At 70.5% G+C, this 24,411-nt stretch carries 25 protein-coding genes, 2 tRNA genes and 1 other RNA gene; 14 read left to right on the forward strand and 14 right to left on the reverse strand.

Annotation, left to right across the window (positions count from 1 at the left end):
* Positions 1–23 precede the first annotated feature (23 nt).
* A complete protein-coding gene (rlmN, locus tag ACX80K_RS01085; protein WP_459270035.1) occupies positions 24–1,250 on the reverse strand; it encodes a 23S rRNA (adenine(2503)-C(2))-methyltransferase RlmN in 1,227 nt (408 codons plus the stop codon).
* A gap of 231 nt (positions 1,251–1,481) precedes the next feature.
* Here rlmN and gndA point away from each other — a divergent pair, with 231 nt between their 5' ends.
* Positions 1,482–2,921, forward strand: a complete 1,440-nt coding sequence (gene gndA, locus ACX80K_RS01090; protein ID WP_459270036.1) for an NADP-dependent phosphogluconate dehydrogenase — start codon at positions 1,482–1,484, stop codon at positions 2,919–2,921.
* 48 nt (positions 2,922–2,969) lie between these two features.
* Here gndA and epsC read toward each other — a convergent pair whose 3' ends face one another.
* The 3 genes from epsC to msrA form a co-directional block, all read right to left on the reverse strand.
* Positions 2,970–3,557: a serine O-acetyltransferase EpsC gene (epsC, locus tag ACX80K_RS01095; RefSeq protein WP_459270037.1), complete on the reverse strand. Its 588-nt coding sequence runs from the start codon at positions 3,555–3,557 to the stop codon at positions 2,970–2,972.
* A gap of 50 nt (positions 3,558–3,607) precedes the next feature.
* Entirely contained in the window at positions 3,608–4,543 is a 936-nt protein-coding gene (gene cysK / locus ACX80K_RS01100) for a cysteine synthase A (RefSeq protein WP_104178848.1), read from the reverse strand.
* Between the two features lie 108 nt (positions 4,544–4,651).
* The gene (gene msrA / locus ACX80K_RS01105) at positions 4,652–5,176 is read right to left on the reverse strand and encodes a peptide-methionine (S)-S-oxide reductase MsrA (protein ID WP_459270038.1); all 525 of its coding nucleotides are present in this window, start codon (positions 5,174–5,176) and stop codon (positions 4,652–4,654) included.
* 105 nt (positions 5,177–5,281) lie between these two features.
* Here msrA and ACX80K_RS01110 point away from each other — a divergent pair, with 105 nt between their 5' ends.
* From ACX80K_RS01110 to ACX80K_RS01120, 3 genes are all read left to right on the forward strand, one after another.
* Positions 5,282–6,175 (forward strand): Nif3-like dinuclear metal center hexameric protein, encoded by an 894-nt coding sequence (locus ACX80K_RS01110; protein ID WP_459270039.1) that lies wholly within the window; start codon positions 5,282–5,284, stop codon positions 6,173–6,175.
* A gap of 104 nt (positions 6,176–6,279) precedes the next feature.
* The gene (locus ACX80K_RS01115) at positions 6,280–7,029 is read left to right on the forward strand and encodes a zinc ribbon domain-containing protein (RefSeq protein WP_459270040.1); all 750 of its coding nucleotides are present in this window, start codon (positions 6,280–6,282) and stop codon (positions 7,027–7,029) included.
* Positions 7,026–7,973 (forward strand): reverse transcriptase-like protein, encoded by a 948-nt coding sequence (locus ACX80K_RS01120; RefSeq protein ID WP_459270041.1) that lies wholly within the window; start codon positions 7,026–7,028, stop codon positions 7,971–7,973. Before ACX80K_RS01115 ends, ACX80K_RS01120 begins: the two co-directional genes overlap by 4 nt.
* A 61-nt stretch (positions 7,974–8,034) precedes the next feature.
* On the opposite strand, the gene ACX80K_RS01125 is transcribed toward ACX80K_RS01120, so the two are convergent.
* Complete coding sequence (locus ACX80K_RS01125) at positions 8,035–8,796, reverse strand: YaaA family protein (protein ID WP_459270042.1); 762 nt, start codon at positions 8,794–8,796, stop codon at positions 8,035–8,037.
* 88 nt (positions 8,797–8,884) lie between these two features.
* On the opposite strand from ACX80K_RS01125, the gene rnpB reads away from it, so the two are divergent.
* Both rnpB and ACX80K_RS01135 read left to right on the forward strand, forming a co-directional pair.
* An RNA gene (rnpB, locus tag ACX80K_RS01130) (RNase P RNA component class A) lies at positions 8,885–9,284 on the forward strand.
* Between the two features lie 564 nt (positions 9,285–9,848).
* On the forward strand, positions 9,849–11,141 hold the full coding sequence (locus tag ACX80K_RS01135; protein ID WP_459270043.1) for an MFS transporter: 1,293 nt from the start codon (positions 9,849–9,851) through the stop codon (positions 11,139–11,141).
* 41 nt (positions 11,142–11,182) lie between these two features.
* Here ACX80K_RS01135 and def read toward each other — a convergent pair whose 3' ends face one another.
* From def to orn, 4 genes are all read right to left on the reverse strand, one after another.
* The gene (gene def, locus ACX80K_RS01140) at positions 11,183–11,755 is read right to left on the reverse strand and encodes a peptide deformylase (protein ID WP_459270044.1); all 573 of its coding nucleotides are present in this window, start codon (positions 11,753–11,755) and stop codon (positions 11,183–11,185) included.
* Between the two features lie 5 nt (positions 11,756–11,760).
* The gene (locus tag ACX80K_RS01145; protein WP_459270045.1) at positions 11,761–12,933 is read right to left on the reverse strand and encodes an acyl-CoA dehydrogenase family protein; all 1,173 of its coding nucleotides are present in this window, start codon (positions 12,931–12,933) and stop codon (positions 11,761–11,763) included.
* Between the two features lie 147 nt (positions 12,934–13,080).
* Positions 13,081–13,153: transfer RNA gene (locus tag ACX80K_RS01150), tRNA-His, on the reverse strand.
* Between the two features lie 124 nt (positions 13,154–13,277).
* Entirely contained in the window at positions 13,278–13,880 is a 603-nt protein-coding gene (orn, locus tag ACX80K_RS01155) for an oligoribonuclease (RefSeq protein WP_459270046.1), read from the reverse strand.
* Positions 13,881–14,145: 265 nt separating this feature from the next.
* Here orn and mptB point away from each other — a divergent pair, with 265 nt between their 5' ends.
* The 3 genes from mptB to ACX80K_RS01170 all read left to right on the forward strand — a co-directional run bounded on the left by mptB (position 14,146) and on the right by ACX80K_RS01170 (position 16,293).
* Positions 14,146–15,666 (forward strand): polyprenol phosphomannose-dependent alpha 1,6 mannosyltransferase MptB, encoded by a 1,521-nt coding sequence (gene mptB / locus ACX80K_RS01160; RefSeq protein WP_459270047.1) that lies wholly within the window; start codon positions 14,146–14,148, stop codon positions 15,664–15,666.
* Between the two features lie 81 nt (positions 15,667–15,747).
* Positions 15,748–16,164 (forward strand): DUF3224 domain-containing protein, encoded by a 417-nt coding sequence (locus ACX80K_RS01165; protein ID WP_459270048.1) that lies wholly within the window; start codon positions 15,748–15,750, stop codon positions 16,162–16,164.
* A gap of 56 nt (positions 16,165–16,220) precedes the next feature.
* Positions 16,221–16,293: transfer RNA gene (locus ACX80K_RS01170), tRNA-Arg, on the forward strand.
* 47 nt (positions 16,294–16,340) lie between these two features.
* Here the strand turns inward: ACX80K_RS01170 and ACX80K_RS01175 are convergent.
* Entirely contained in the window at positions 16,341–16,901 is a 561-nt protein-coding gene (locus ACX80K_RS01175; RefSeq protein WP_459270049.1) for a DUF6098 family protein, read from the reverse strand.
* Between the two features lie 273 nt (positions 16,902–17,174).
* Between ACX80K_RS01175 and ACX80K_RS01180 the strand changes: the two genes are divergently transcribed.
* From ACX80K_RS01180 to ettA, 3 genes are all read left to right on the forward strand, one after another.
* Positions 17,175–17,834: a single-stranded DNA-binding protein gene (locus ACX80K_RS01180; protein ID WP_459270050.1), complete on the forward strand. Its 660-nt coding sequence runs from the start codon at positions 17,175–17,177 to the stop codon at positions 17,832–17,834.
* Between the two features lie 177 nt (positions 17,835–18,011).
* Positions 18,012–18,587, forward strand: coding sequence for a DUF6993 domain-containing protein (locus tag ACX80K_RS01185; protein WP_459270051.1), 576 nt, complete (start codon positions 18,012–18,014; stop codon positions 18,585–18,587).
* A 71-nt stretch (positions 18,588–18,658) separates the two neighbouring features.
* Entirely contained in the window at positions 18,659–20,341 is a 1,683-nt protein-coding gene (ettA, locus tag ACX80K_RS01190) for an energy-dependent translational throttle protein EttA (RefSeq protein WP_459270052.1), read from the forward strand.
* 84 nt (positions 20,342–20,425) lie between these two features.
* On the opposite strand, the gene tesB is transcribed toward ettA, so the two are convergent.
* Positions 20,426–21,346 carry an acyl-CoA thioesterase II gene (gene tesB, locus ACX80K_RS01195; protein ID WP_459270053.1) on the reverse strand — a complete coding sequence of 307 codons (921 nt, stop codon included), beginning with the start codon at positions 21,344–21,346 and terminating at the stop codon, positions 20,426–20,428.
* 186 nt (positions 21,347–21,532) lie between these two features.
* Between tesB and ACX80K_RS01200 the strand changes: the two genes are divergently transcribed.
* Positions 21,533–21,997 (forward strand): acyl-CoA thioesterase, encoded by a 465-nt coding sequence (locus ACX80K_RS01200; protein ID WP_459270054.1) that lies wholly within the window; start codon positions 21,533–21,535, stop codon positions 21,995–21,997.
* Positions 21,998–22,005: 8 nt separating this feature from the next.
* Complete coding sequence (locus ACX80K_RS01205) at positions 22,006–22,662, forward strand: hypothetical protein (RefSeq protein WP_459270055.1); 657 nt, start codon at positions 22,006–22,008, stop codon at positions 22,660–22,662.
* Positions 22,663–22,688: 26 nt separating this feature from the next.
* On the opposite strand, the gene ACX80K_RS01210 is transcribed toward ACX80K_RS01205, so the two are convergent.
* The 3 genes from ACX80K_RS01210 to ACX80K_RS01220 form a co-directional block, all read right to left on the reverse strand.
* Complete coding sequence (locus ACX80K_RS01210; RefSeq protein ID WP_459270056.1) at positions 22,689–23,186, reverse strand: globin; 498 nt, start codon at positions 23,184–23,186, stop codon at positions 22,689–22,691.
* Positions 23,183–23,812 carry a mechanosensitive ion channel family protein gene (locus ACX80K_RS01215; protein WP_104178833.1) on the reverse strand — a complete coding sequence of 210 codons (630 nt, stop codon included), beginning with the start codon at positions 23,810–23,812 and terminating at the stop codon, positions 23,183–23,185. The genes ACX80K_RS01210 and ACX80K_RS01215 overlap by 4 nt, the downstream gene beginning before the upstream one ends.
* Positions 23,813–23,923: 111 nt before the next feature.
* A complete protein-coding gene (locus ACX80K_RS01220) occupies positions 23,924–24,403 on the reverse strand; it encodes an OsmC family protein (RefSeq protein ID WP_459270057.1) in 480 nt (159 codons plus the stop codon).
* Positions 24,404–24,411: the final 8 nt, after the last annotated feature.

Genomic DNA, 24,411 nt, shown 5'->3' on the forward strand with positions numbered 1-24,411 from the left:
TGTTCCGCCAATCCGGGCGCCTGCTATTCGCCGGCGGCGAGCTGCCCGCAGGCCCCGTCGATCTCCTTGCCACGGGTGTCCCGCAGCGTGGTCGGGATGCCGGCGGCGCGGAGACGGTTGATGAACTCGGTCGACACGCTCTTCTCCGACGCCGTCCAGATGGAGCCGGGCGTGGGGTTGAGCGGGATCGGGTTGACGTGCACCCAGCCGCGGCCGCGCTGGTTGAGCTTCTTCGCCAGCAGGTCGGCACGCCAGGCGTGGTCGTTCATGTCCTTGATCAGCGCGTACTCGATGCTCACGCGCCGGCCCGTGGTGCGGTAGTAGTTGTAGGCCGCGTCGAGGGCCTCGTCCACCTTCCAGCGCGTGTTGACGGGGATGAGCTCGTCGCGGAGCTCGTCGTCGGGCGCGTGGAGGGAGAGTGCGAAGGTGACCGGCAGCGATTCGGCCGCGAGCTTGTTGATGGCCGGCACGAGGCCCACGGTGGAGACCGTGATGTTGCGGGCCGACATGCCGAGGCCTTCGGGGGAGTCGTCGACGAAGCGGTGCAGCGCACCCATGACCCGCTTGTAGTTCGCCAGGGGCTCACCCATGCCCATGAAGACGATATTGGTGACCCGGTCGGCGTCGTGCCCGCCATCCGTGCGCAGGTCGCCGAGCGCACCCTCGGCGAGCGCGCGGTTCGCGGCGACGACCTGGTCGACGATCTCCGCCGTCGACATGTTGCGGGTCAGGCCGGCCTGGCCCGTGGCGCAGAACGGGCAGTTCATGCCGCACCCGGCCTGCGAGGACACGCAGAGCGTCACACGCCCGGGATAGCGCATGAGGACCGACTCCACGAGGGCGCCGTCGAACAGGCGCCACAGGAATTTGATGGTGTCGCCGTTGTCCGTGGTCAGCCGCTTCACCTCGGTGAGCAGTGGCGGGAACATCGCCGAGACCAGCTCCTCGCGGCCCGCCTTCGGCAGGTCGCTCATCGCCGCCGGGTCCGTGGTGTAGTGCGTGAAGTAGTGCGTCGACAGCTGCTTGGCACGGAAGCCCTGGTGGCCCAGCTCCTTCAGGCGGTCCTGGCGTTCGGCGAGCGTCAGGTCGGCGAGGTGCACGGGTGGCTGGCTGACCCTCGGGGACTTGAACTGCAGCAGGGGCCGGCCGTCGCTCGAGACGATCGGCTGCGCGCCCTCCACCTCGGGCCGCACCTGGGGGCGCGCGGAAGCGTCGGGGGCAAGGGCGGGGGTTACCGTAACGTCGGACATCCTTACCATTCTTTCACGGATGCCGCCAGCGACCCAGCCGGGAGGCTGTCGCGTCGGACACGCTACCCGCGGGAGGAGCCCAGGACACAAAACACGGCATGCGACGGCTTCTCTGGCGGCCGGTGCGCGCACGGTAATAGTGTGAAAGCGACCGGATGGCCGGCGCGGGAACGCCCGAAGCACCGGCAGATGCAGCGATCTGCATCCAGCAGACTAACGACGGAGAACACATTGAGCGCACAGATCGGCGTCACAGGCCTGGCAGTGATGGGGGCGAACCTCGCCCGGAACCTCGCCCGCAACGGCTACACCGTGGCCCTGCACAACAGGTCGGTGGAGAAGACGGACGCGTTGCTGCAGAAGCACAGCGGCGACGGCGAGTTCATCCGCACCGAGACACTGCAGGAGCTCGTCGACTCCCTCGAGAAGCCGCGCCGCGTGCTCATCATGGTGAAGGCGGGCAAGCCCGTTGACTCGGTGATCGACCAGCTCACCCCTCTCCTGGAACCCGGGGACATCGTCATCGACGGCGGCAATTCGCACTACGAGGACACACGGCGCCGCGAGGCGGCCCTGTCCCGGCACGAAATGCACTTCGTCGGCGTCGGGGTGTCGGGCGGCGAGGAGGGCGCGCTCCTCGGCCCGTCCATCATGCCCGGCGGCTCCCGCGAGTCCTACGACTCCCTCGGCCCGATGCTCGAGAAGATCTCCGCGAAGTACAAGGGCGAGCCGTGCTGCCGCTGGATCGGCACGGATGGCGCCGGCCACTTCGTGAAGATGGTGCACAACGGCATCGAGTACGCGGACATGCAGGTCATCGGCGAGGCCTTCGACCTCCTCCGCTCGGGTGCCGGGATCGAACCGGCCGACCAGGCGAAGATCTTCACGGACTGGAACAGCGGCACGCTGTCCTCCTTCCTCATCGAGATCACCGCCGAGGTCCTCGGGCACACCGACGAGCGCACCGGCAAGCCCTTCGTCGATGTGGTCGTCGACGCGGCCGGCCAGAAGGGGACCGGCCGCTGGACCGTGGTGTCCGCGCTGGAACTGGGCAGCCCGACGTCGGGCATCGCCGAATCCGTGTTCGCCCGGGCGCTGTCCTCCCAGCTCGAGCAGCGCCTCCAGGCCCAGGACATCCTGCAGGGCCACGAGGGGACCGTCGACCTCCCGGACACCTTCGTCGAGGACGTCCGGCTCGCGCTCTACGCCTCGAAGCTGGTCAGCTACGCGCAGGGCATCGACATGCTCACAGCTGCGGCGAAGGAGTACGGCTGGGAGCTCAGGCTCGACGAGATCGCGTCCCTGTGGCGCGCCGGCTGCATCATCAGGGCCGAACTGCTCGACGACATCATGAAGGCCTACGCCGTGGCCGACGAGCGCCCCGCGAACCTGCTGCTGGCCCCCGCGTTCGCCGAGGCGATCGCCGGCGCGGTGCCGGCCTGGCGCCGCGTGGTGGCGACCGCCGTCCAGCTCGGCATCCCCGTACCGGTCTTCTCGGCGTCGCTGGCCTACTACGACGGCCTGCGCCGCAAGCGCCTCCCGGCCGCCCTCACGCAGGGCCTGCGCGACCTGTTCGGCGCCCACACCTACAACCGCGTGGACACCGACGGCACGTTCCACACGCTGTGGGGCGAGGACAAGTCCGAGATCGAGGCCGTCGACACCCACTGACGGGTCCCCTGCACGCAGGGGGCCGGGCGTCCTGGCTGTCGGGACGTGCTAGATGTAGATGGCGGGGTCCACGTATTCGGCGGGATCCACGGCGGGCTGCGTCTCCCGGCGCGAGTCGCGGTGGCGGAACGTCGCCGGGATGCCGGTCACGATCGAGTCCGGAGGGGTGTCCTTCACGACGACGGCGTTCGCGCCGACCGCGCTGCCCGCGCCGATCGTGATCGGCCCGAGGACCTTGGCTCCGGCGCCGATGGTGACGCGGTCGCCGATGGTGGGGTGACGCTTCACCTTCTCGAGCGACCGGCCGCCGAGCGTCACGCCCTGGTACAGCATGACGTCGTCACCGATCTCCGCGGTGCCGCCGATGACGATCCCCATGCCGTGGTCGATGAAGAACCTGCGCCCGATCGTGGCCGCCGGGTGGATCTCGATCCCGGTGAGCGCACGCGCGGCCTGCGACAGCACGCGTGCCGGGAACCGCAGCTTCTCGTTCCGCCACATGCGATGGGTGAGCCGATGGACCCAGATGGCGTGGAGCCCGGAGTACACGAGAGTGTTCTCGAGGGACCCACGGGCAGCCGGATCGTGGGTGCGCGCGGTATCGAGGTCCTCGCGCAGTCGTTCTAGAAAGCTCACCGGCTACCTTCTCGGGAATGGTTGGGAATCGTCGGAACGGGCGGGACGGCTCAGCCGCGGATGTCGTCGAAGAGGACCGTGGAGATGTAGCGCTCACCGAAATCGCAGACGACCGCCACGATGAGCTTACCGGCGTTCTCGGGACGCTTCGCGAGCTCGAGGGCCGCCCAGACGATGGCTCCCGACGAGATCCCGCCGAGGATGCCCTCCTGCGTGCCGAGCGCCCGTGCCACGCGGACCGAATCCTCCACCGTGGCATCGAGCACCTCGTCGTACGCCTCGCGGTCGAGGTTCTCGGGGATGAAGTTCGCCCCGAGGCCCTGGATCTTGTGCGGGCCTGGGGCGCCGCCGTTGAGGATGGGGGAGTCCGCGGGTTCGACGGCGACGATCTGCACGCCGGGCTTGCGCTCCTTGAGCACCTGCCCGACGCCCGTGATGGTGCCGCCGGTCCCGACGCCCGCCACGAAGATGTCCACCTCGCCGTCCGTGTCCTCCCAGACCTCCTCGGCCGTAGTGGTGCGGTGGATGGCGGGGTTCGCCGCATTGGCGAACTGCTGCGCCCAGATGGCGTTCTCCGTCGTCGCGACGATGTCCTTCGCCCGCTCGACGGCGCCCCGCATCCCTTCGGAGCCCGGCGTGAGCACGATCTCGGCGCCGTACGCCCGCAGCATGACCCGCCGCTCGGTGGACATGGTCTCGGGCATCGTCAGGATGACGCGGTAGCCGCGTGCCGCGCCCACCATTGCCAGGGCGATCCCGGTGTTCCCGGACGTCCCCTCGACGATCGTCCCGCCGGGCTGGAGGGCTCCTGCGCGCTCCGCCGCGTCGATGATGGCGACGCCGATACGGTCCTTCACGCTGTTGGCGGGGTTGTAGAACTCGAGCTTGACGGCGACCTGCGCGTCGAGGCCCTCGGTCAGGCGGTTCAGCCGGACGAGGGGTGTCCGTCCCACGAGCTGTGTGACGTCGTCGTAGATCTTTGCCATGCGGAGCCTGCCTGTTCGGGAAAGGGGAGGGGACGGTGTCGACCGTCGCGGCCGGACGGCTGCCCCCGGAGCGACGGCGGTCAGCTTAACGGGTGGCCACGGGTGCGCCTAGGCGGCGAGCCACTGGGCGTAATATTTGCGGGCCTTCGACAGCTTCGGGTTGATGATCACCTGGCAGTAGCCCTGTTCGGGGTGCTTGGCGTAGAAGTTCTGGTGCCAGTCCTCCGCGACGTGGAACTGCGGGAGCCTGCTGACCTCGGTGACGATGGGGTTCTTCCAGTTCTCCTGGTTGCGGGTGATCGCCTCCTCGAACAGCGTCTTCTGCTCGGCGTCCTGGTAGTACATGACGCTCCGGTACTGCGTGCCGACGTCGTAGCCCTGCCGGTTCAGGGTGGTCGGGTCGTGGGACACGAAGAACATGTCCAGGACGACGTCCTCCGGGATGACGGTCTCGTCGAAGGACACCGCGACGACCTCGGCGTGTCCCGTCGTGCCGGAGCAGACGGAGTCGTAGTCAGGGTGCCGCGTATGGCCGCCGGTGTAGCCGGAGACCACCTCGGTCACGCCACGGGTCTTCTGGTAGAGGGCATCGAGGCACCAGAAACAGCCCCCACCGAGCACGAAAGTCTTCATGACAGTGTCAATGCGCGGTGCGCCCCGATGATTCCCGGCTCTCCTCCGCCCCGGGTGAACGGCCAAGGCTTGGAGGGGTCGTCGGGGGCGGGTATTACTGGTGTCATGGAACAGAACGAGCACGGCGCCCGTCCGACGACCGTCCCCCCACCCGCGGGCCGCGTACCGACCGTCGGCGATGTCCTGGTGGCCATCGAGGAGCTGTGGCCCGAGAAGCTCGCCGAGGGGTGGGACGCCGTCGGGCTGGTGGCCGGCCGGTCCGGGACGAGCGTGGAGAAGATCCTCTTCGCCGTCGACCCGACGGGCGCGGTCCTCGACGAGGCGCTCGACTGGGGCGCGACCATGATCGTGTCCCACCACCCCCTGCTGCTCAAGCCCGTCTCCAGCGTCGCGGCCTCAGGGTTCAAGGGCGACGTCGTCCACCGGCTGATCGAGGCGGGCTGCGCCCTCGTCACCGTGCACACCAACGGGGACAGCGCCGTGGGCGGCGTCTCCGACGTGCTGGCGGACGCCCTGGGGCTGGAGGGCACGGAGCCGCTCGTCCCCGCCGCGGACGGGCTGCCGGAGGAGGGCATCGGGCGCGTGGGCGACCTCCCGGCCGCCGTGACGCTCGGGTCCTTCGCCGAGGCCGTCTTCTCGATCCTCCCCGCGGTCGCCGGAGGCGTGCGCGTGGCCGGGGACAAGGACGCGCCGGTGCGCCGGATCGCCGTGTGCGGAGGGGCGGGGGACTCCCTGTTCGACCGCGTCCGTTCGAGCCGCGCGGATGTCTACGTGACGGCGGACCTCCGCCACCATCCGGCGTCGGAGGTGCGGGAGGCCGCGGGCGACGGGCCGCCGTACCTGATCGACGTCTCCCACTTCGGCAGTGAATGGCTGTGGCTCACGCCGGCGGCCGACGCCCTGGGCGCCGTCCTCACCGACCACGGCTTCACCACCGACATCCGCGTCAGCAGCGTCAACACCGACCCCTGGGACTTCGTGCTGACGCCCGGCCACTGACTCCCCGGCCTGCCGGACCGTCCCGGACGGCCCGGAGGGTCGCGGTGGCCTAGGCTGGGACGACGCCCACCGACCCCCATCCGTCCGACCCCCGGAGGTTTACCGTGGCCAAGGCTGCACCCGAGGAACAACTCCGCCTGCTCGACCTGCAGGCCCTCGACTCGACCCTCAACAAGCTCTCCCGCCAGGCCGTCGCAGCCCGGGGCAACCCCGCGCTCGGGGCCGCCGCCGCCCGCGTGGCCGAGGTGGATGCCGAACTGGTGCGGGCCAGCACGGAGCTGGGGGACCTCGAGCGTGAACTGACGCGCGCGGAGGACGAGGTACAGTCCGTCGTGAACCGCCTCGAACGGGACGAGAAGCGGCTCAACAGCGGAACCGGGACGTCGAAGGACCTCACTGCGCTGCAGCACGAGGTCGCCTCGCTGACGAAGCGGCGCTCCGATCTCGAGGACGTGGAGCTCGACGTCATGGAACGCGTGGAGGCGGCGCGCACCGCCCGCGACGAGGTCCAGGTGCGCACGGACGCGGTCCGTGAGGAACTCCGCGGACTCGAGGAGGCGCGTGACCTCGAGCTCGCCGACATCGACGTGCAGCGCGTCGACGTCCAGGCACGCCGCAACGAGCTCGCGTCGACGTTCGAGACGGCCCTCCTCGCGGTGTACGAGCGGATCCTCGTCAAGCGCGGCGTGGGCGCCGCACGGCTGTTCCACGGCAAGTCGGAGGGGTCCGGCATGCAGCTCAGCCCCGGCGACCTCGCCGACATCGCCGGCGCGGCGCCCGACGACGTCGTGCTCTGCCCCGACTCCGGCTGCATCCTCGTGCGCTCGAGCGACTGGGGCACCCAGCAGCCGTGACGCATCAGCAACTGTTCGACCCCTACGCGCTCGACGACTCCGGGCACGACCAGGCAGCGGCCGAAGGGCCCGCCCGCCTCGTCGTCGAGGCCGACGGCGGTTCCCGCGGCAATCCGGGACACGCCGGCTACGGCGCCCTGGTACGCGATCCGGAGACGGGCCGCATCCTCGTCGAGAAGGCCGCATACATCGGCAAGGCCTCCAACAACGTCGCCGAGTACTCCGGCCTCGTCTCGGGGCTGGAGCTCGCACGGGAGATCAATCCCAGGGCGTCCGTCCACGTGAAGATGGACTCGAAGCTCGTCGTGGAGCAGATGTCCGGGCGGTGGCAGATCAAGCACGCGGACATGAAGGTGCTCGCGGCGAAGGCCCGCAAGGTCCTCGATCCGCGGCGGGTGACGTACGAGTGGATCCCGCGCGAGCGCAACAAGGACGCCGACCGGCTGTCCAACGAGGCGATGGACGCCGGCATGGCCGGCGTGCCCTGGAAGCCCCGCGCCGCTGCGCAGGCCCAGGAGTCCACGCCGAAGCCTCCGGCGGACGAGACACCGCGCCCGGCGGGCAGGCTGCACCACGTCGAGGTCTGGACGCAGGACCTCCCCGCGGCCGAGGCGAGCCTGGGCTGGCTGCTCGAGCGCCTCGGGTTCCCGCGGAAGGAGTCGTGGGAGCACGGGGTCAGTTTCGGGTCCGACGAGTTCTACATCGTGCTCGAGAGCGGACCGGACGTCGCTGCCGGCGGACACGAGCGCCGCCGCCCCGGCGTGAACCACCTCGCCTTCCGCGGCGGCTCCCGCGACGCCGTCGACCTCCTGGCGCGCCGGGCGGCGAGCCACGGCTGGACCCTGCTGTTCCAGGACCGGCACCCCTTCGCCGGGGGCACGGACCACTACGCCGCATACCTCGAGAACGCCGAGGGGTTCGAGGTGGAGCTGGTCGCGGACTGATCGGCCTCCCGGGGCCTTCCCGCACCGGCCCGGTCCGCGTCGGCCACCGAGGAGGCTCCCGTCAGTCGAGCACGATGTCGAGCTGCGCAGGCTTGCGGGCCGTCGCGGGCCGGAGGTCCGCGGTCCACTGCTCGCGGGCCGCCGCGAGCAGGGCGGCGGGCGTGGCGGGCGCCGTGCCGCGTCGCGTGAGCAGGTGGCGCGCGAACTCACCGCGCGTGTGCTTGGCGAAGTGGGACACGACCGTCCGGCGGCCGTCCCGCAGCTGGAACACGTTGACGGCGGCGCTCTGCAGCGGTGGTGGGGCCCAGGCCGCGGCGTAGGTGCTCGAGCGGCAGTCGACGACGAGCCCCGTCCCGGCATGCTCTGCCAGCGGCAGGGCCAGATGCCTCCGCCAGTAGCCGGCCAGGCCGCCCGTGGTCGGGAGGTCCACCGAAATGGACAGGCGGTAGGCGGGGATCCGGTCGCCGAAGCCGATGGCGCCCCACAGGGCTGACACGACGACGCACCGCTCCCGCGCCCTGCGCTTCTGGACGGGCGTCATCGCCGCGTATCCGAGGGCGTCGTACAGCACCCCCGAATAGATGTCGTGGGCCGGCGCGGCGGGGGCGACGTCGAGCACGAGGTTCCGCTGCACGTCCTCGACGAGCGAGGCGCCGACCCCGAGGACGGTGTGGGCGTCGTGGCCCGCGCTCGCGTCCCGGAGGGCGGCGAGCACTTCCCGGCGGGCGTCGTCGAGCGCCGGGAAGTGGAGGTCCTCCAGCCGCACGGGGGCGCCGGTGCGGGCGGCGGACTTGCCTTCGGACGGAGGGAGCAGGATCAGCACCGATCAACCCTATCCAACTTCCGCGGGCCTCCCGTCCTCGGCGGGGCGGGGAGCGGGCCGGTGGACTCGGTCTAGAATGGACGACGGATGGGTCGACCAGGCGGCCGCGTTGGACGGTGCGTACGCGCCCGATCCACCGAGGAACGTCCGGGCTCCGCAGGGCAGGGTGGTGGGTAACGCCCACTCGGGGTAACCCGCAGGCCAGTGCCACAGAAAAGAGACCGCTTCCCGGTGCAGGCTCCGGCCTGCGCGGGCAGTAAGGGTGAAAAGGCGGTGTAAGAGACCACCAGCACGCCGGGTGACCGGCGTGGCTCGGTAAACCCCACCCGGAGCAAGGCCAGACAGTGCCCGCTCGAGGGCTGCCCGCCCGAGGGTACGGGTAGGCCGCTGGAGGGCGTCGGCAACGGCGTCCGTAGATGGATGGCCGCCACTCGCGCGACGGCGACGGCGCGCGATGACAGAACCCGGCGTATCGGTCGACCCATCCCTCGACCTCCCCCGGACCGGCGCACAGCGTTCTACCGATCACCGGCGCGTCGCACGTTGTCGAACCGTGCGCGTCCACATACTCTGTGAACACCGCCGTGGGTCTCCTCGACAAGCGCGACGGTACGAACGGGTCGGTCTTCTGCTGGGGCAAAGGGGCTGACCCGTTCGCTTTTCCGGGCTCCGCCCGCGATCCGCTCCGATCAGGAAGTAAGCGGCCCCCCGTACCCGGTCTCAAGAGGTAGGGGGACCGCCCGGCGTCTATAGCCGCCTCGGGAGCCGGTCGACCGCGATACTGCTGGGGGAACGACCGCGGGACCTGCTCCCGCCTCCTATTCTCCGCTTCTGCGGAGGGCGCGGCAATCGGAGAGGGCCCCTCTAAGCCATGGGAGAACGCGGGAACTTCAGGAGGCCGGGGCGGGCGGATCCACCGGGCAGGGGAGGCGCACTGCCGAGCCTCCGGATTATCGGACGGTACACCCCTCCGGTCAAGGGTCGTCCAAGTCGTTCCGGGGATCGACCCGACGCGCCCGTGGCCTGTAGGGGGGCTGGGCTAGGGTGATCGGATGAGCGCTGGGGGTACCGGGAGTAGACGACTGCTGGCGCGCAACCGCAATTTCCGTGCCCTCATGATCTCGAGCACGTTCGGCGTCTTCGGCAACGCCGTCGCCGCCGTGGCCCTCCCCGTCATCGCAGCCGTGGAACTCGACGCGAGCGACTTCGCCGTGGCGGCGCTCGCCGGCATGACCTTCCTGCCCTGGCTCCTCTTCGGCCTCCTGATCGGCGTCTGGGTCGACCGGCTTCCGCGCAGGCCCGTGATGCTGGCGGCGCTCGCTGTACGCGTCGTCGTCCTCGCCCTCCTGCCGCTCGGGTACTGGCTCGGGTTCCTCACCACACCGCTGCTCTTCGCCGCCGCCTTCGTGGCGGGCCTGGCGTCGGTGTTCTTCCAGCTGGCCGACGCGGCCGTGGTGCAGCAGGCGGTCACGGCGGACGAGCTGATGGAGGGCAACGGCCTGATCACCGGCTGGGGAGCTGCCGCCGACGCCGCGGGACGCTCCATGGCGGGATGGCTCACGAGCGCGGTCGGTGCGTCCAACACGCTCATGGTGCAACTGGCCACCTCGGTGGTGTCCCTCGTCTCCCTCCGGCGGCTCGACGTCGCCGAGGTCGTGCAGCCGCAGAGCGACCGGCGCATCCTGCAGGAGATGTCCGAGGGGCTGCGCTACACCTTCAGCACGGCGCCGCTCCGGGCCATCCTCCTCAATGCTGCCCTGTGGAACCTGGGCGGCAACATCGCCGCGTCCCTGCTCGTCGTGCTGGTGCTGAGGACGCTGGGGGAGTCGGAGGTGTGGCTCGGCCTGCTGCTGGCCGCGGCCTCGGTGGGCGGCGCCGTGGGCGGCACGACGGCGAACTCTCTGGGCGAGCGCTTCGGGTCCGGGCCGCTCTGGCGCTGGTCCATGGTCCCGGGCGTGATCGGCTACGCGTCGCTCCTGGTGATCACCCCCGGGTGGGGCATGCTGTGGGGCGTCCTCGGCATGTTCGTCATGGGTGCGAGTGTCGCGTGGAACATCGTGGTGGGGTCGAGCTTCCGCCAGCGGGTCTGCCCGCCGGGGATGATGGGGCGCCTCGGCGCCGCGTCGCGCATGGTGAGCTGGGGGATGCTCGCGCTCGCGAGCCTCCTGGCGGGTGTCCTCGCCGAGACCATCGGGGTGCGTGAAGCCGTGGTGGTCGGCGTCGTGATCGCCTGCCTGGCGCCCCTCGTGGCCCTCGTCGGACCCCTGCGGGGCGTGAGGAGGCTCGAGGACCTCGTCGAGGCACCGGAACCCGACGCACGCTCCGGCGCCACGACGAACTCCTGAACGGCGCTTCGGCCGGCGCGCTGCCGGGACGTCCTCCGGCGTCAGTGGCCGAACGGATCGGGGTCGACGCCGGGCATCCAGGTCAGGCCCGGCACGCCCCACCCGTTGCTCTTCATCGCCTTCCTGGCCTTCCGCGACTGCCGGGCGTCGAGGCGGTCGACGTACAGCTTGCCGTCGAGGTGGTCGTACTCGTGCTGCAGGCACCGGGCGAACCACCCCGTGGCCTCGAACTCGACGGGAGCGCCGTCGCCGTCGAACCCGGAGATCCGCGCCCAGTCCGCCCGCTTGAGCGGGAAGGCCTCCCCGGGGACGGACAGGCAGCCCTCGGCCTCGTCGTCCGGGTCCGGATCGGAGCCGGGCACCTTCGAGGTGACGAGCGTGGGATTGACGAGGACGCCGCGCGGCGCCACGCCGTCGTCGTTCTCCATCCCGTACACGAAGACGCGCAGGCCGACGCCCACCTGCGGTGCCGCGAGCCCGACGCCGTTCGCGGCGTCCATGGTCTCGAACAGGTCAGCGACGAGCGTGCGCAGCGCGTCGTCGAACGCCTCCACCGGCCGGGCACGCCGGTGGAGGACGGGCTCACCCGAGATGGTGATGGGGTGCACTGCCATGGGACCTACCTGTTCTGGGTGGGACGGTCCGCGATGGACCGCCCGATGGACTCGCGCATGATCTCGCTGGTGCCGCCGAAGATGGTGAGCAGCCGGGCGGCGAGGAAGGCCTGCGACACCGGGTATTCGAGGATGTACCCGTAACCGCCGTGCAGCTGCAGGCACCGGTCCGTGATGGACTTCGCGCGTTCGCTCGCCCACAGCTTGGCCTGGGCGGCCGACGTCGGGGTCAGTGTGCCGGCGTTGAACGCGAGGACCGCCTGGTCGACGAAAGTCTCCGTCACCTGGACCTCGGTCAGGAGGTCGGCGAGGACGTGGCGGGTGGCCTGGAAGTCGAGCACGCGCTCGCCGAAGGCGCTGCGGTCGGTCACGTACCGGAGGGTCTGCTCGTAGGTCGCCCGTGCGAGGGCGGCGGCTGCCACGGCGATGCCGAGGCGGCCCTGCGGGATCTGCTCCAGGCTGTAGCGCAGGCCCTGACCCACCTCGCCCACGAGGTCGACGCCGGGTACGCGCACGTTGTCGAAGAACAGTTCGGCCGTGTCCGAGGCGCGCAGCCCCATCTTGTCCAGCTGCCGGCCCGGCGTGTAGCCCTCGCCCCGGCGCACCATGAACAGCGAGAAGGAATCGCTGGCCCCGCGACCCGTGCTGCCGTCGGTGCGCGCAAGCACGAGCGACGCGTCACCGCTGATGCCGTTGCCGATGAACACCTTCTGCCCGGTGATCAGCCAGTCGTCGCCGTCGCGCACGGCCCGGGTGCGGATGCCCCGCAGGTCGCTGCCGGCCCCGGGCTCGGTCCAGGCGCAGGACGTCACGATCTCGCCGGAGACCATGCCGGGGAGCCATCGTTCCCTGAGGTCGTCGGAGCCGTGGGCGAGGAGGTGCGGGAGCACGAGGTCGTCGTGCAGGTGGAAGGCGAGGCCCACCGCGAGGTGGTTGCTGCGGGCGAATTCCTCGTCGAGCACCGAGCGGAACCGGTAGTCGGGCATCCCCGCGCCGCCGAACTCCTCGGGGACCGCGAGTCCGAGGAGGCCCTGCTCACCCGCGGCGGTCCAGACGGAGCGGTCCATCATGTGCTGCCGGTCCCAGTCCGCGTAGTGGGGGGCGACGGCCCGTTCGTTGAACTCGCGGGCGACGTCGCGGAAGAGCTCGTGATCCTCGTCGAACACTGTGCGTTCCATGGTTCCTGGTCCTTCGGTGCTGTCGGCCGCGTAGGCGGCCCGAGGGCTGCCGTCCGAGGCCGGGCTGGGCGGGGCCGCACATGCATATGCCGCCCCGGACGGTCTCCGGGACGGCATATACGGCCAGGATCTTCCCTGGCAACTGAGGGTGAGTAACGGGGGTTGAACCCGCGACCTCCTGGACCACAACCAGGCGCTCTGCCAACTGAGCTATACCCACCATGTGTCTCCGCCGACCGGCCCTCAGGATCTCGTTCCGGGCTGTCGGCGACAGGCAGCGGATATAAGTTTACACACTTTTCGGTGTGCTCCGGACAGGCGCCCCGGAGCAGGTCCGCTCCGGCTCAGGGAGCGATCGTTCCGGCGATCGCCCGGCTCGTGGCCGAGTCGGGGCCGGGGGAGGGCACGAAGACCGCGGCGCGGTAGTAGCGCAGCTCCCGGATCGAATCCTCGATGTCGCCGAGGGCCCGGTGTCCGCCGGTCTTCGGCGGCGCCTGGAAGTACGCGCGGGTGTACCAGCGGCGCGCGAGTTCCTTGATGGTGGACACGTCGATGATGCGGTAGTGCAGGTGGTCGACGACGAGCGGCATGTCGCGGACGAGGAAGTTCCGGTCCGTCCCGACGGAGTTGCCGGCCAGCTGCGCCTTCCGCGGCTCGGGCACCCACGTCCTGATGTACTCGAGCACCTGCTGCTCCGCCTCCGCCATGGTGATGCCGTCGTCGAGCTCCTCGAGCAGGCCCGACGTCGTATGCATCTCCCGCACGAAGTCGCCCATGTGCGCGAGACCCTCGGCGGTGGGCTTGATGACGACGTCGACGCCCTCGCCGAGGATGTTGAGTTCCGAGTCGGTGACGAGCACCGCCACCTCGATCAGGGCGTCATGGGTCAGGTCCAACCCCGTCATCTCGCAGTCGATCCAGACGATGTGCTCACTCGATATCGGCATTCGACCAATGTACCGTCCGGGACCGACGGCCCCGCCCGCCACCCGCGCGGTGTCCACCGGCTGCGGCGCCGGTGTCCGAGGGACTCCCGCAGGGCCCGGTGCTAATATTCGAACAGTCCGCTCAGGGCTGCGGGGAGAACTGGGTGCCCCCGCCGCTTCCGGCGCACGGCACCGCGGTGCCCCGCCGGACGGTGACCTGCCGGCGGACCGAGAACACGGGTTTGCGACGCCGACCTCCTGCCTGCCGACGATTGGAAACGCCCCGATGCCCGCCCAGGTCCCCCTCACGACGGTCGAGACGCAGCCGGGCCCGAACCGCCCCGACGTCGCCGTCGTGCAGGGCTTCATCGGGTCGCTGCTGATGTGGATGGGCTCGCTCGGCGTCGGCTGGTTGTCCCTGGCCTCGGTCGAGCTGCGGCGGAACCCCGTCATCATCTGGCTCCGGTTCGAACCTGCGGGCGCCGTCCTGTCCGTGCTGCTGCTCGCACTCGGGGGCATGCTCCTGATCCGGGCCTGGCTCCGCCTGGGGCAACGCCTGAACGGCTGGTCGGACGACACCCGGCCGTACCTGATGAAGGCCATCGTCGCGTGGACCATCCCGCTCGCCGCCGCGCTGCCGCTGTTCAGCAGGGATGTCTTCGCCTACATCGCGCAGGGCCAGGTGATGGTGGCCAGGCTCAATCCGTACGTGGACGGCTACTCGCAGATCTCCAACTACCTGCAGATCGGCGCCGACGACCTCTGGGCCCAGAGCCCCACACCCTACGGCCCGGTGTTCCTGTGGATCGAGGAGGGGATCGTCCGGATCACGGGCGGACATCCCGATACCTCGATCATCCTGTTCCGGGTCGTCGCTCTCGTCGGCGTCGCCCTCTGCGTGTACTTCGTCCCCAAGCTGGCCGACCTGCACGCCATCAACGCGAACCGCGCCCTGTGGCTGACCGTCGCCAACCCGCTGTTCCTCATCAACTTCGTGGCCGCCATCCACAACGACTCCCTGATGATCGGCCTCGCGCTCGCCGGGCTGTATCTCGCGGGAACCCGACGGCCCGTCCTCGGGATCCTGCTCATCACGCTGTCGGTCGGCATCAAGCCGATCACCCTGATCTTCCTGCCGTTCGTCGGACTGATGTGGGCGGGCAGGGGTGCCTCGTGGCCACGACGCTTCCTCTACTGGTTCCTCACGGCCGGGCTGTCGCTCGGGATCCTGTGGGTCATGGGGTACGTGAACACGTTCGGCTTCGGCTGGGTCGGGGCGCTCAGTACGCCCGGCAGCGTCTGGATCTGGTACGCGCCCGTCGGGTTCATGGGCCTCGTCATCGCGACGCTCGGCGACGCCGTCGGGCTCAGCGGTTGGGACATCGCCAACTGGTTCACCACGCTCGCGCGCGTCGCCTCGCTGGTGATCATCGGGCTGCAGGTCTTCCGCGGCGACCACAGCCACCTCGTCCGCAGGCTCGCCGTCGCCTTCGCCGCGATCGTACTGCTGTCGCCCATGATCCAGTCCTGGTACGTGGTGTGGCTGATCCCGCTGTTCGCCGTCACGGGCATCCGCGACGACTGGCAGGTCAAGTTCCTGTACTTCACGGTGGCCTTCTTCATGGTCTACGCCATCACCGACCAGTTGGACATCTTCCCCTACTTCGACCTCAGCCTCACGATGGCGCGTCAGGTGGCCGCGGTCGTCGCCCTCGGCTTCGCGCTGTACCTCGTCTTCGTGGACCGGAGCACGAAGGTCCTGTTCCGCAAGCGGTACCGCCCCCTGGAACCCGGGCAGCTGCACTGATCGGCACCACGCCGGCGCAACTCCGCCGGTCCGGCGGGAGAACGGCATGCGGGACGGGCGCGGAGCGGCAATACTGAGCAGATGATTGAAACAGGAACGACGACGTACACCGGCGAGTTCGAGATCACCGGCTGGGACGCCGAGCCCTATACGGAACCGGGCAGCACCGGGGAGCTGTCGCGGGTCCGGGCCGCGAAGGTCTTCGAAGGGGAGATCAGCGGGACGAGCACGGCCGAACTGCTCATGGCGGGGAACGACGTCGGCGCCGGGTACGTCGCGTCCGAACAGTTCGTGGGGACGGTCGGGGAGCGCACGGGCGCGATGACCGTCCAGCACTGGGGAGTCGCCGAGGGCGCCGACGCCGCCAGTTCCGGGCACATCGTCCCGGGTTCCGGCACCGAGGGACTGCGCGGCATCTCGGGCAAGGCCATCTACTCCCAGGACCCCGACGGCCAGCACCGCCTCGAGCTGAGGGTGAGTTTCCCCGAGAACGCCTGACCCTCGTCCGGGCGGCGGGGCCCGGCCGGACCGGCCCATAGTAAACTGGGGGCACTGCCTCCGTAGCTCAGGGGATAGAGCAGGGGCCTTCTAATCCTCTGGTCGCAGGTTCGAATCCTGCCGGGGGCACAGCACGAGGGCCGGACGCCGCGCGTCCGGCCCTCGTCCCCGACCCGTCAGGGGCGGTTCCCGGCGTCAAATCTCTCGTCGTACACCCGGCCGGCCTCCTGCAGCACGTCGTCGTGCAGCCTGCCGAGCGGCACCACGCGGGCCAGGAGCGGTTCCGAATCGGGGCCGCGGCCCACGCACTCTCCCGTGAGCACCCAGGGGAAGCGCTCCTGCTCCTTGGCCAGGTGCCGGTACTGGCAGACCTGGCGGGCGAGCCAGTCGTCGAGCGGCCGGGTCCACCACGCCTCCGGCGTCAGCGGGTTGACGGACAGGCCCGGCAGGTCCAGGCCGCTCTCCCCGTCCCTGCTCGTACCGCCGCAATCCGTCGCGAAACCGGACGAGTAGCGGAGGTACACCGTCCCTCCGGCCCGGACGAGGTCGCACAGCTCGGCGAGGGTGGTGATCACGCGGTCGTCGGCGCCCGTACGGGTTGCGGCACGGAGGTCGGCACGGACGTCGGCAGTGCTGTCGGCAGGGGTGTGGGCAGGGGTGTGGGCAGGGGTGTCGGCGCCGCTGTCGGCCCCGGTTCGTGTCGCCGTCCGGATGGAGGGAGGTGCTGCCGTGTCCATGTCTCCACGCTAGGAACGCGGAACATCGTGCTCAAGGGTCGATTCGTGCCGTCGGGAGGCTTCCGCTTCCCGTCGGTGTCGCCTAGGGGGACCAGCCGCCCGACCGGCAGCGGCGCGCACCCCCTCCTCGGGTCTCCCTGCGGGCGACGCCGGGACCCGTCGGGACGGTTGTCAACATAGCGCGTGCTCCCGCCGCTCCGTCGTCGTGCCCGCCCGAGACTGGCCGCAGGCCGGCACTTCCCGTCGTCCTGCGGACCTACTGAAGGACAGACCATGACTGACACCATCACCGTCCGGGGCTACGTCGCCACGGACGTGCGGCTCACCTCCGCGCAGAGCGGGCTCGCGATCGCGGGGTTCCGCATGTGCTCCACCGAACGCCGCTTCGACAAGGAGACGAACGCGTGGGTGGACGGCCACACCAACTGGTATTCGGTGTCGATGTTCCGGCAACTCGCCACCAACGCCGGCGCCAGCATCAAGAAGGGCGACCGTGTGATCGTCACGGGCCGGTTGAAGGTCCGGCCGTGGATCAATGCCGAAGGCAGGACGGGCACGTCCGTGGAGATCGACGCCGACACGGCCGGGCACGACCTGATGTGGGGCACGGCGAACTTCCGCAGGGTGACGGCCGACCGGGCCGACGCGCAACCGGCCTCCGCCGAGCAGCCGGCCGGGGCTCCCCTGGACGACGGCCTGCCCGAGGGTGTGGACGCGGCCACCGGGGAGCTGTACGACACCTCGGCCTCGTTCGGCACGGTCCGGGCTGCGCCCGATGGCGAGGGGCGCGAGGACGGCGTGTCGGCGGACGGCGAGCAGGCCGACGGGATGGCGACCGACGGGGTGTCGTCCGACGGGTTGGCGGGAACCGCGGGCGGAACCGACAGTATGCGGCGGGAGGATGCCCTGGACGCCGAGGAAGTGCCTTTCTGACCGGAAGCACCGGGCGGCAGCGACCGAGGAGCGGCGAACGCCGAGCGGCTGGCGGCGGTCGAGGAGCGGCGGTCGGCGGACGGTGAGCACGGGGCGGCAGGCTGCGACCGGCGACCGGCGACCGGGGAGCGGGGAGCGGCGGCGGGCCGGCCGGCAGCCGCATGGCAGGATGAGCACGTGATCCCAGCAGCTTCCGTCCAGCCCTGCCGCCCGACCAGGCGGCGGCGTGCCGCGGGCGCGGTGACCACGGCGGTGGTCCTCCTCGCTCTCGTCTCCTGTGCCGCGTCGCCGGCGCTGGACGCCGACGGCGACACCGTGACCCCCGCGACCCCCGCGACCGACGCCGCGGGCCCGGTCACCACGAGCGCGCTCCCTGAGGACCCCGCACTTCCGGCGACCCCACCGGCAACTACGCCGGCCGCCGCGCCGGCGCCGTCCCCCGAGGATGATCTCGCGGCCGTCTCCGGGGCGGTCGACTCGGCCCTGCGCACGCTCGCAGGGAGCCGGGACTCGGTCACCAGTGATCAGGTCCGGGGCGCCATCGCGGAGGGATTCAGCGCCGCCGGTGCCGTGGCCGAATCGGTCGAGGTGTCGATCGACCGCACCCCGACGGGCCTCGACGTCGACGCGATCCAGGGCGCCGGCCTGACCGGCGGACGCTGCGTCTTCGGGGAGGTTCGCGCGGGTGTCGTGTCGGTGGTGGTGCTCCCCGCCCTGTCGTCGGGCCAGTGCTTCGTCGGCGACCAGCGCTGACGGAGCGCCGTACGCCTGTCCCGCCCCCGGTCGAGTGGGAGAACACAGCAGGCACCCACTAGCCTTGATGCATGGCGGAATTTATCTACACAATGACCAAGGCCCGCAAGGCCGTCGGCGACAAAGTTATCCTGGACGACGTCAGCATGTCGTTCTTCCCCGGAGCGAAGATCGGCGTCGTCGGGCCGAACGGCTCCGGTAAGTCCACCATCCTGAAGATCATGGCGGGTCTGGACACGCCGTCGAACGGCGAGGCCCGCCTGAGTGCCGGCTACAGCGTCGGGATCCTCCTGCAGGAACCGCCCCTGAACGAGGAGAAGACCGTCCTCGGCAACGTCCAGGAGGGTGTGGGCGAGATCTACGGGAAGATCCAGCGCTTCAACGAGATCTCCGAGGAGATGGCCAGCCCGGACGCCGACTACGACACGCTGCTCGACGAGATGGGCAAGCTGCAGGAAGCGATCGACGCCGCCGACGCCTGGGACCTCGATTCCCAGCTCGAGCAGGCCATGGACGCCCTGCGCTGCCCGCCGCCGGACGCGGACGTCACCGTCCTCTCCGGTGGAGAGCGTCGCCGGGTCGCGCTCTGCAAGCTGCTGCTGCAGAAGCCGGACCTGCTGCTCCTCGACGAGCCCACCAACCACCTCGACGCCGAGAGCGTGCTCTGGCTCGAGCAGCACCTCTCCTCCTACGCCGGTGCCGTCCTGGCCGTGACCCACGACCGGTACTTCCTCGACCACGTGGCCGAATGGATCGCCGAGGTGGACCGCGGCCACCTGTACCCGTACGAGGGCAACTACTCCACGTACCTCGAGAAGAAGCGTGCGCGCCTCGAGGTCCAGGGCAAGAAGGACCAGAAGCTCTCCCGGCGCCTCACCGAGGAACTGGAGTGGGTCCGCTCGAACGCCAAGGGACGGCAGACGAAGTCGAAGGCACGCCTCAACCGCTACGAGGAGATGGCAGCCGAGGCGGAGCGCACGAGGAAGCTCGACTTCGAGGAGATCCAGATCCCGCCGGGCCCGAGGCTCGGCAGCCAGGTCATCGAGGCCCACGATCTCCGCAAGGGCTACGACGACCGGATGCTCATCGACGGCCTGTCCTTCTCGCTGCCCCGCAACGGCATCGTCGGGGTCATCGGCCCCAACGGTGTCGGCAAGACCACGCTGTTCAAGACCATCGTGGGCCTCGAGCCCCTCGACGGCGGTGAGCTCCGCATCGGCGACTCGGTGAAGATCTCCTACGTCGACCAGTCCCGCGGTGGCATCGACCCCAACAAGAGCCTGTGGGAGGTCGTATCCGACGGACTCGACTTCATCCAGGTCGGTCAGGTCGAGATGCCGTCGCGCGCCTACGTGTCGGCGTTCGGGTTCAAGGGCCCGGACCAGCAGAAGAAGGCCGGCGTGCTCTCCGGCGGTGAGCGCAACCGCCTGAACCTCGCCATGACGCTGAAGCAGGGCGGCAACCTGCTGCTCCTCGACGAGCCGACCAACGACCTCGACGTGGAGACGCTCTCGAGCCTCGAGAACGCGCTGCTGGAGTTCCCGGGCTGCGCCGTCGTCGTCTCGCACGACCGGTGGTTCCTCGACCGGATCGCCACGCACATCCTCTCCTACGAGGGCACCGAGGACGACCCGGACAAGTGGTACTGGTTCGAGGGCAACTTCGACGCCTACGAGCAGAACAAGGTGGAACGGCTCGGCGCCGACGCGGCCAAACCGCACCGCGTGACGCACCGCCGGCTCACCCGCGACTAGCGGGAGCGGCCCGGTACGGAAGAGGGACACGGTGAGCGCCGTGTCCCTCTTCCGTGTCCCGGCCCCTGTCCGGCCCTAGGTCGTTCAGGCCGGAGGGACCCGGATCATGCCCTCCTGGGCCACGCTCGCCACGAGGTCGCCCGCCCGGTCGTAGATGCGCCCGGCGGCCAGGCCGCGGGCCCCCGAGGCACTCGGTGAACTCTGCACGTACAGGAGCCACTCGTCCACCCGCACGGGGCGGTGCCACCACATGGCGTGGTCGAGGCTCGCGACGCTCATCCCGGGCTGGATCCAGCTGAGCCCGTGGGGCCGGAGGATCGATTCGAGCAGGGTGTAGTCGCTGGCGTAGGCCAGGGCTGCCCGGTGGAGGTTCGGATCGTCGGGCAGCGGCCCGTGGCTCCGCATCCAGACGGCGTTCCGGGGTTCCCGCGAGCCCTCGTTGGTGAGGTACAGCGGTGCGTCGACGTGCCGGATGTCGAACGGTCGCTCGAAGGCCCACGCCCGGGCGACCGGATGGTCGAGCCTGCCGAGGAGCTCGGCGGTCGTCGGCAGGCTCTCCGGATCGGGCATCCCCTCCGGCATCGTGTCCTGGTGGACGATGCCGTCGTCGGGCGTCTGGAAGGACGCGATCATCGACAGGATGGGGACCCCGTTCTGGTAGGCGTGCGTGCGGCGCGCCGAGAAGGAGCGGCCGTCCCGCAACCGCTGCACACCGAAGGTGATGGGCTGGTCGGAATCCCCGGCGCGCAGGAAGTAGGCATGCATGGAGTGGACGTCGCGGGACGGGTCGACGGTCCGCATCGCCGCGACCAGCGACTGGGCGAGCACCTGGCCGCCGAAGACGCGGCGCCCGGGCTGGCGGGCGGAGGATCCGACGAAGATCTCCTCGTCGGTCTGCGCGCCCTCCGCGCTGCTGAGGTCCAGAAGGGCCAGGAGCGCCTGCGTCGGGTCGGTCGGGGTCTCGGCGGCAGCGGCAGCACGGGCCTCGTGCGGCTGATCGGTCATGGGGGTCCTTGCGGTGGTGCCGGCGGAGCGGCGGACGGGAACGGCTACACCCCGAGACTAGACGGAGGCCTCCGTCCTGCTCAACATCTCCGGCTCCCGCCGGCCGGCCGCTGGACGCCGACAGGTCCTGCCGACGTCCGAGGCGCGACGGCGAGCGGCTCCGCGATTTCTTGAGAGGATTACAGCATGTCTCCGGTGAACACTATCCCCTTCCAGCTGCGCTTCGGCGACGAGGATTCGTACGGCCACGTGAACAATGTCCGCTTCCTGCAGTTCCTCGAGGACGCGCGCGTGCACCTGATGAGCGAGCCGCACCCCGGAGGCTCCTTCCTGGAGCTGATCGACGCGGACCATTACACCCTCGTGGGGCGCCAGGAGATCGAGTACCGGGCCCCGCTGAACTTCAGCACGCACCCCGCAGCCGTCGACCTGTGGGTCACCGCGGTGGGCGGGTCCAGCTTCGAGCTGGGCTACGCCGTCCGCGACCGGGTGGACACCGCGGGCAGCACCACGAGCGCGGTCGCCGCGACGACCATGGTGCTGGTGAGCAGGACCACGGGACGGCCCGTACGCCTCTCTGCCGACCAGAAGGGCATGCTCCTGTCCTGGCAGGGTCCGGACGTCCCCTTCCGCCGCGCCCGCGGCAGGTAGGCATCGCCATGGAGTCGACGGAACTGCGGTTCGCCGACGCGCAGTCGGTGGCGGACTTCCGCACCTTCACGGCACGGGCCCGGGCCAACGACGACGGCGGCATGCGGCTCGTGGCCGTCGGACGGGTTGCGGCCGCGTACGTGCGGACGCTCGGCCCCACGGTGCTCGGCGAGCCGCTGCCGACCGTGCTCGGCCTCCGTACCATGGCCCTCGAGGGCGAGGCGGTCGTCGACGTGACCGTCTCGCTGGGCTCGGTCCTCGACCGGCTGGCCCGCATGCCGGGCGACGACACCGTGTTCCCCGTCCCGACGACGACGGTCACGGGGACGTGGGCCGGGATCCTCCCGCCCCGCTCCGGCTGGGAACACGCAGGTGCGGTGTCCTGCGCCGTCCTCGACCGGGCGGCGAGGGACGGCATCGGTGAGGTGGCCCGGAGCCTGCCCGACCGCGCGGGTGCGCCGGTCGTCAGCACGGCGCGGGCCGCGGTGTGGGGCCGTCCCCTCGAGGGCGTGGCAGGAGCGGTGCCCGCGGGTGCCGCCTTCGGGGCCTTCAGCCTGGGGTTCCTCGTCCCGGACGCGGAGGCGACCGTCCACGTCAACGGACGCTGGTCCCGCGTGACGACGGCCCGCGGCCATATCCTCGTGCGCCCGGCGGCCATCCTCTGACGGATCGGGCCCTGGTCTCCGACCGGCTAGTCCGCGGCGTTGACCATCGAGTGCGCGGCGCGGTCCAGGTAGTCCCACAGGGTGGCCTCGTGCAGCGGAGCCAGGTGCAGGGAGTCCACGGCCGCGCGCATGTGCTGCAGCCAGTGGTCCCGCGCCTGCGGGCCGACCCGGAACGGCATGTGCCGCATGCGCAGCCGCGGGTGACCGCGCTGTTCGCCGTAGGTCCTGGGCCCGCCCCAGTACTGCTCGAGGAAGAGCAGCAGGCGTTCCTTCGCCGGGCCGAGATCCTGCTCGGGGTACATGGGGCGCAGCACGTCGTCGTCGGCGACGCCGTCGTAGAAGGCGTCGACGAGCCGCACGAACGTCGCGTGTCCGCCCACGGTCTCGTAGAAGTTGTCGGTGTACTGGGGCTGGGTGAAGCCCTGGCCGGCGGCGACGAGCCGCTCGACGGGCAACGCGGCCCGTCCGCCGGCCGACGGGCCCGCCGAGGGCTCCACGGGTGGCATCCCCGACGCCCCGCTCATGCCCGCTCCTCCGCGGCGACGGCCGAGGGGGCCGGATCGGCCGGGGGTGCGACGTAGTCCCCCTGTGACCTGTTGCCCACCTTGGTGATGTCCCCGTTGCGCACGTACCAGATGGCGCCGTGCTCGTCGACCATGCGCGTGATGCGCAGCCCGAGGGACTGGACGACGCCGACCGTCTCGCCGACCTCGATGGTGTCGCCGATGCCGTACTGGTCCTCGATCGTGATGAAGAAGCCGAGGAAGGCGTCGCGGATCACCTCGCGCGCACCGAAGCCGATGGCGATACCGACGATCCCCACGCTCGCGAGGATCGGTCCGATGTTGAAGCCGAGCGTCTCGATGGCCATGAGGATCGCGATGATGGCGATGGTCCCGGCGGCGATGCTCGACAGCAGGCCGCCGATGGTCTCGGCGCGCTGGACGCGCCGCGCGCTGTCGAACGGGCGGAGTGCGGGCTGCGCCCACTTGAAATGCGGCTTCTTGAACACGCTGTAGCCGTTCTGGACGCGCGTGACGGACCGCGCGATCAGGTAGCGGACCACGAGCCACAGGAGCAGGGCGCCGATCACGATGATCAGCGCGCCGATAACCTGGCCGCCGTAGCCGAGGGGGGAGAGGAATGTCATGTCGTCACTTTCAGGCAGGCACCCAGGACGTCCGCCACGAGGGCGCAGTGGCGCGGGGATGCCTTAACAGGCTACAGCGGCGCCCCCGGCCGCAGGCCGACGGGGGAGCGGCTAGGCCGACCGACCCGCCGACGTCGGCTCGTGGTGGACGGGGAAGGCCAGCGATCGGGCGATGAAGCACAGCCGGTTCGCCTCGGCGTGCAGGGAGTCGGCGAGGGCGCACTGCCCGGCGTCCTCCAGCTCGACCTGCGGCCGCAGGCGGATCCCGGTGAACTCCCCGCTGCCGTCCGGGTTCAGGCGCAGAATCCCGGTCGCCGCGTCGGTGTATCCGGTGACCACCACGCCCGCCCTCACTGCCACGTGCAGGTACGACAGCATGTGGCACTGGGCGACGGCGGTCAGCAGCAGCTGCTCGGGGTTCCACCGGTCCTTCGACCCGTGGAACGTGGGATCGGCGGTCCCGGGGAGGCTCCCGGGCCCGTCGACATCCACCTCGTGGTCCCGGCTGTAGGCCCGGTAGCCGGACGTCCCCGAGCCGAGATTGCCCGTCCAGCGGATCCGCGCAGCGTAGGAGTGTTCCTGCAGGTTCATGGCCCGAC

It is taken from the genome of Arthrobacter sorbitolis, from assembly GCF_054510995.1.

Excerpts from the sequence above, each read along its gene's own strand:
- ACX80K_RS01200 (WP_459270054.1), top strand. The coding sequence starts at position 21,533 with ATGTCTCCGGTGAACACTATCCCCTTCCAGCTGCGCTTCGGCGACGAG.
- mptB (WP_459270047.1), top strand. The coding sequence starts at position 14,146 with ATGCCCGCCCAGGTCCCCCTCACGACGGTCGAGACGCAGCCGGGCCCG.
- tesB (WP_459270053.1), bottom strand. The coding sequence starts at position 21,346 with ATGACCGATCAGCCGCACGAGGCCCGTGCTGCCGCTGCCGCCGAGACC.
- ACX80K_RS01175 (WP_459270049.1), bottom strand. The coding sequence starts at position 16,901 with ATGGACACGGCAGCACCTCCCTCCATCCGGACGGCGACACGAACCGGG.
- cysK (WP_104178848.1), bottom strand. The coding sequence starts at position 4,543 with ATGGCAAAGATCTACGACGACGTCACACAGCTCGTGGGACGGACACCC.
- ACX80K_RS01145 (WP_459270045.1), bottom strand. The coding sequence starts at position 12,933 with ATGGAACGCACAGTGTTCGACGAGGATCACGAGCTCTTCCGCGACGTC.
- ACX80K_RS01135 (WP_459270043.1), top strand. The coding sequence starts at position 9,849 with ATGAGCGCTGGGGGTACCGGGAGTAGACGACTGCTGGCGCGCAACCGC.
- ACX80K_RS01215 (WP_104178833.1), bottom strand. The coding sequence starts at position 23,812 with ATGACATTCCTCTCCCCCCTCGGCTACGGCGGCCAGGTTATCGGCGCG.
- ACX80K_RS01180 (WP_459270050.1), top strand. The coding sequence starts at position 17,175 with ATGACTGACACCATCACCGTCCGGGGCTACGTCGCCACGGACGTGCGG.
- ACX80K_RS01110 (WP_459270039.1), top strand. The coding sequence starts at position 5,282 with ATGGAACAGAACGAGCACGGCGCCCGTCCGACGACCGTCCCCCCACCC.
- orn (WP_459270046.1), bottom strand. The coding sequence starts at position 13,880 with ATGCCGATATCGAGTGAGCACATCGTCTGGATCGACTGCGAGATGACG.
- def (WP_459270044.1), bottom strand. The coding sequence starts at position 11,755 with ATGGCAGTGCACCCCATCACCATCTCGGGTGAGCCCGTCCTCCACCGG.
- ACX80K_RS01210 (WP_459270056.1), bottom strand. The coding sequence starts at position 23,186 with ATGAGCGGGGCGTCGGGGATGCCACCCGTGGAGCCCTCGGCGGGCCCG.
- rlmN (WP_459270035.1), bottom strand. The coding sequence starts at position 1,250 with ATGTCCGACGTTACGGTAACCCCCGCCCTTGCCCCCGACGCTTCCGCG.
- ACX80K_RS01205 (WP_459270055.1), top strand. The coding sequence starts at position 22,006 with ATGGAGTCGACGGAACTGCGGTTCGCCGACGCGCAGTCGGTGGCGGAC.
- ettA (WP_459270052.1), top strand. The coding sequence starts at position 18,659 with ATGGCGGAATTTATCTACACAATGACCAAGGCCCGCAAGGCCGTCGGC.
- ACX80K_RS01220 (WP_459270057.1), bottom strand. The coding sequence starts at position 24,403 with ATGAACCTGCAGGAACACTCCTACGCTGCGCGGATCCGCTGGACGGGC.
- ACX80K_RS01165 (WP_459270048.1), top strand. The coding sequence starts at position 15,748 with ATGATTGAAACAGGAACGACGACGTACACCGGCGAGTTCGAGATCACC.
- msrA (WP_459270038.1), bottom strand. The coding sequence starts at position 5,176 with ATGAAGACTTTCGTGCTCGGTGGGGGCTGTTTCTGGTGCCTCGATGCC.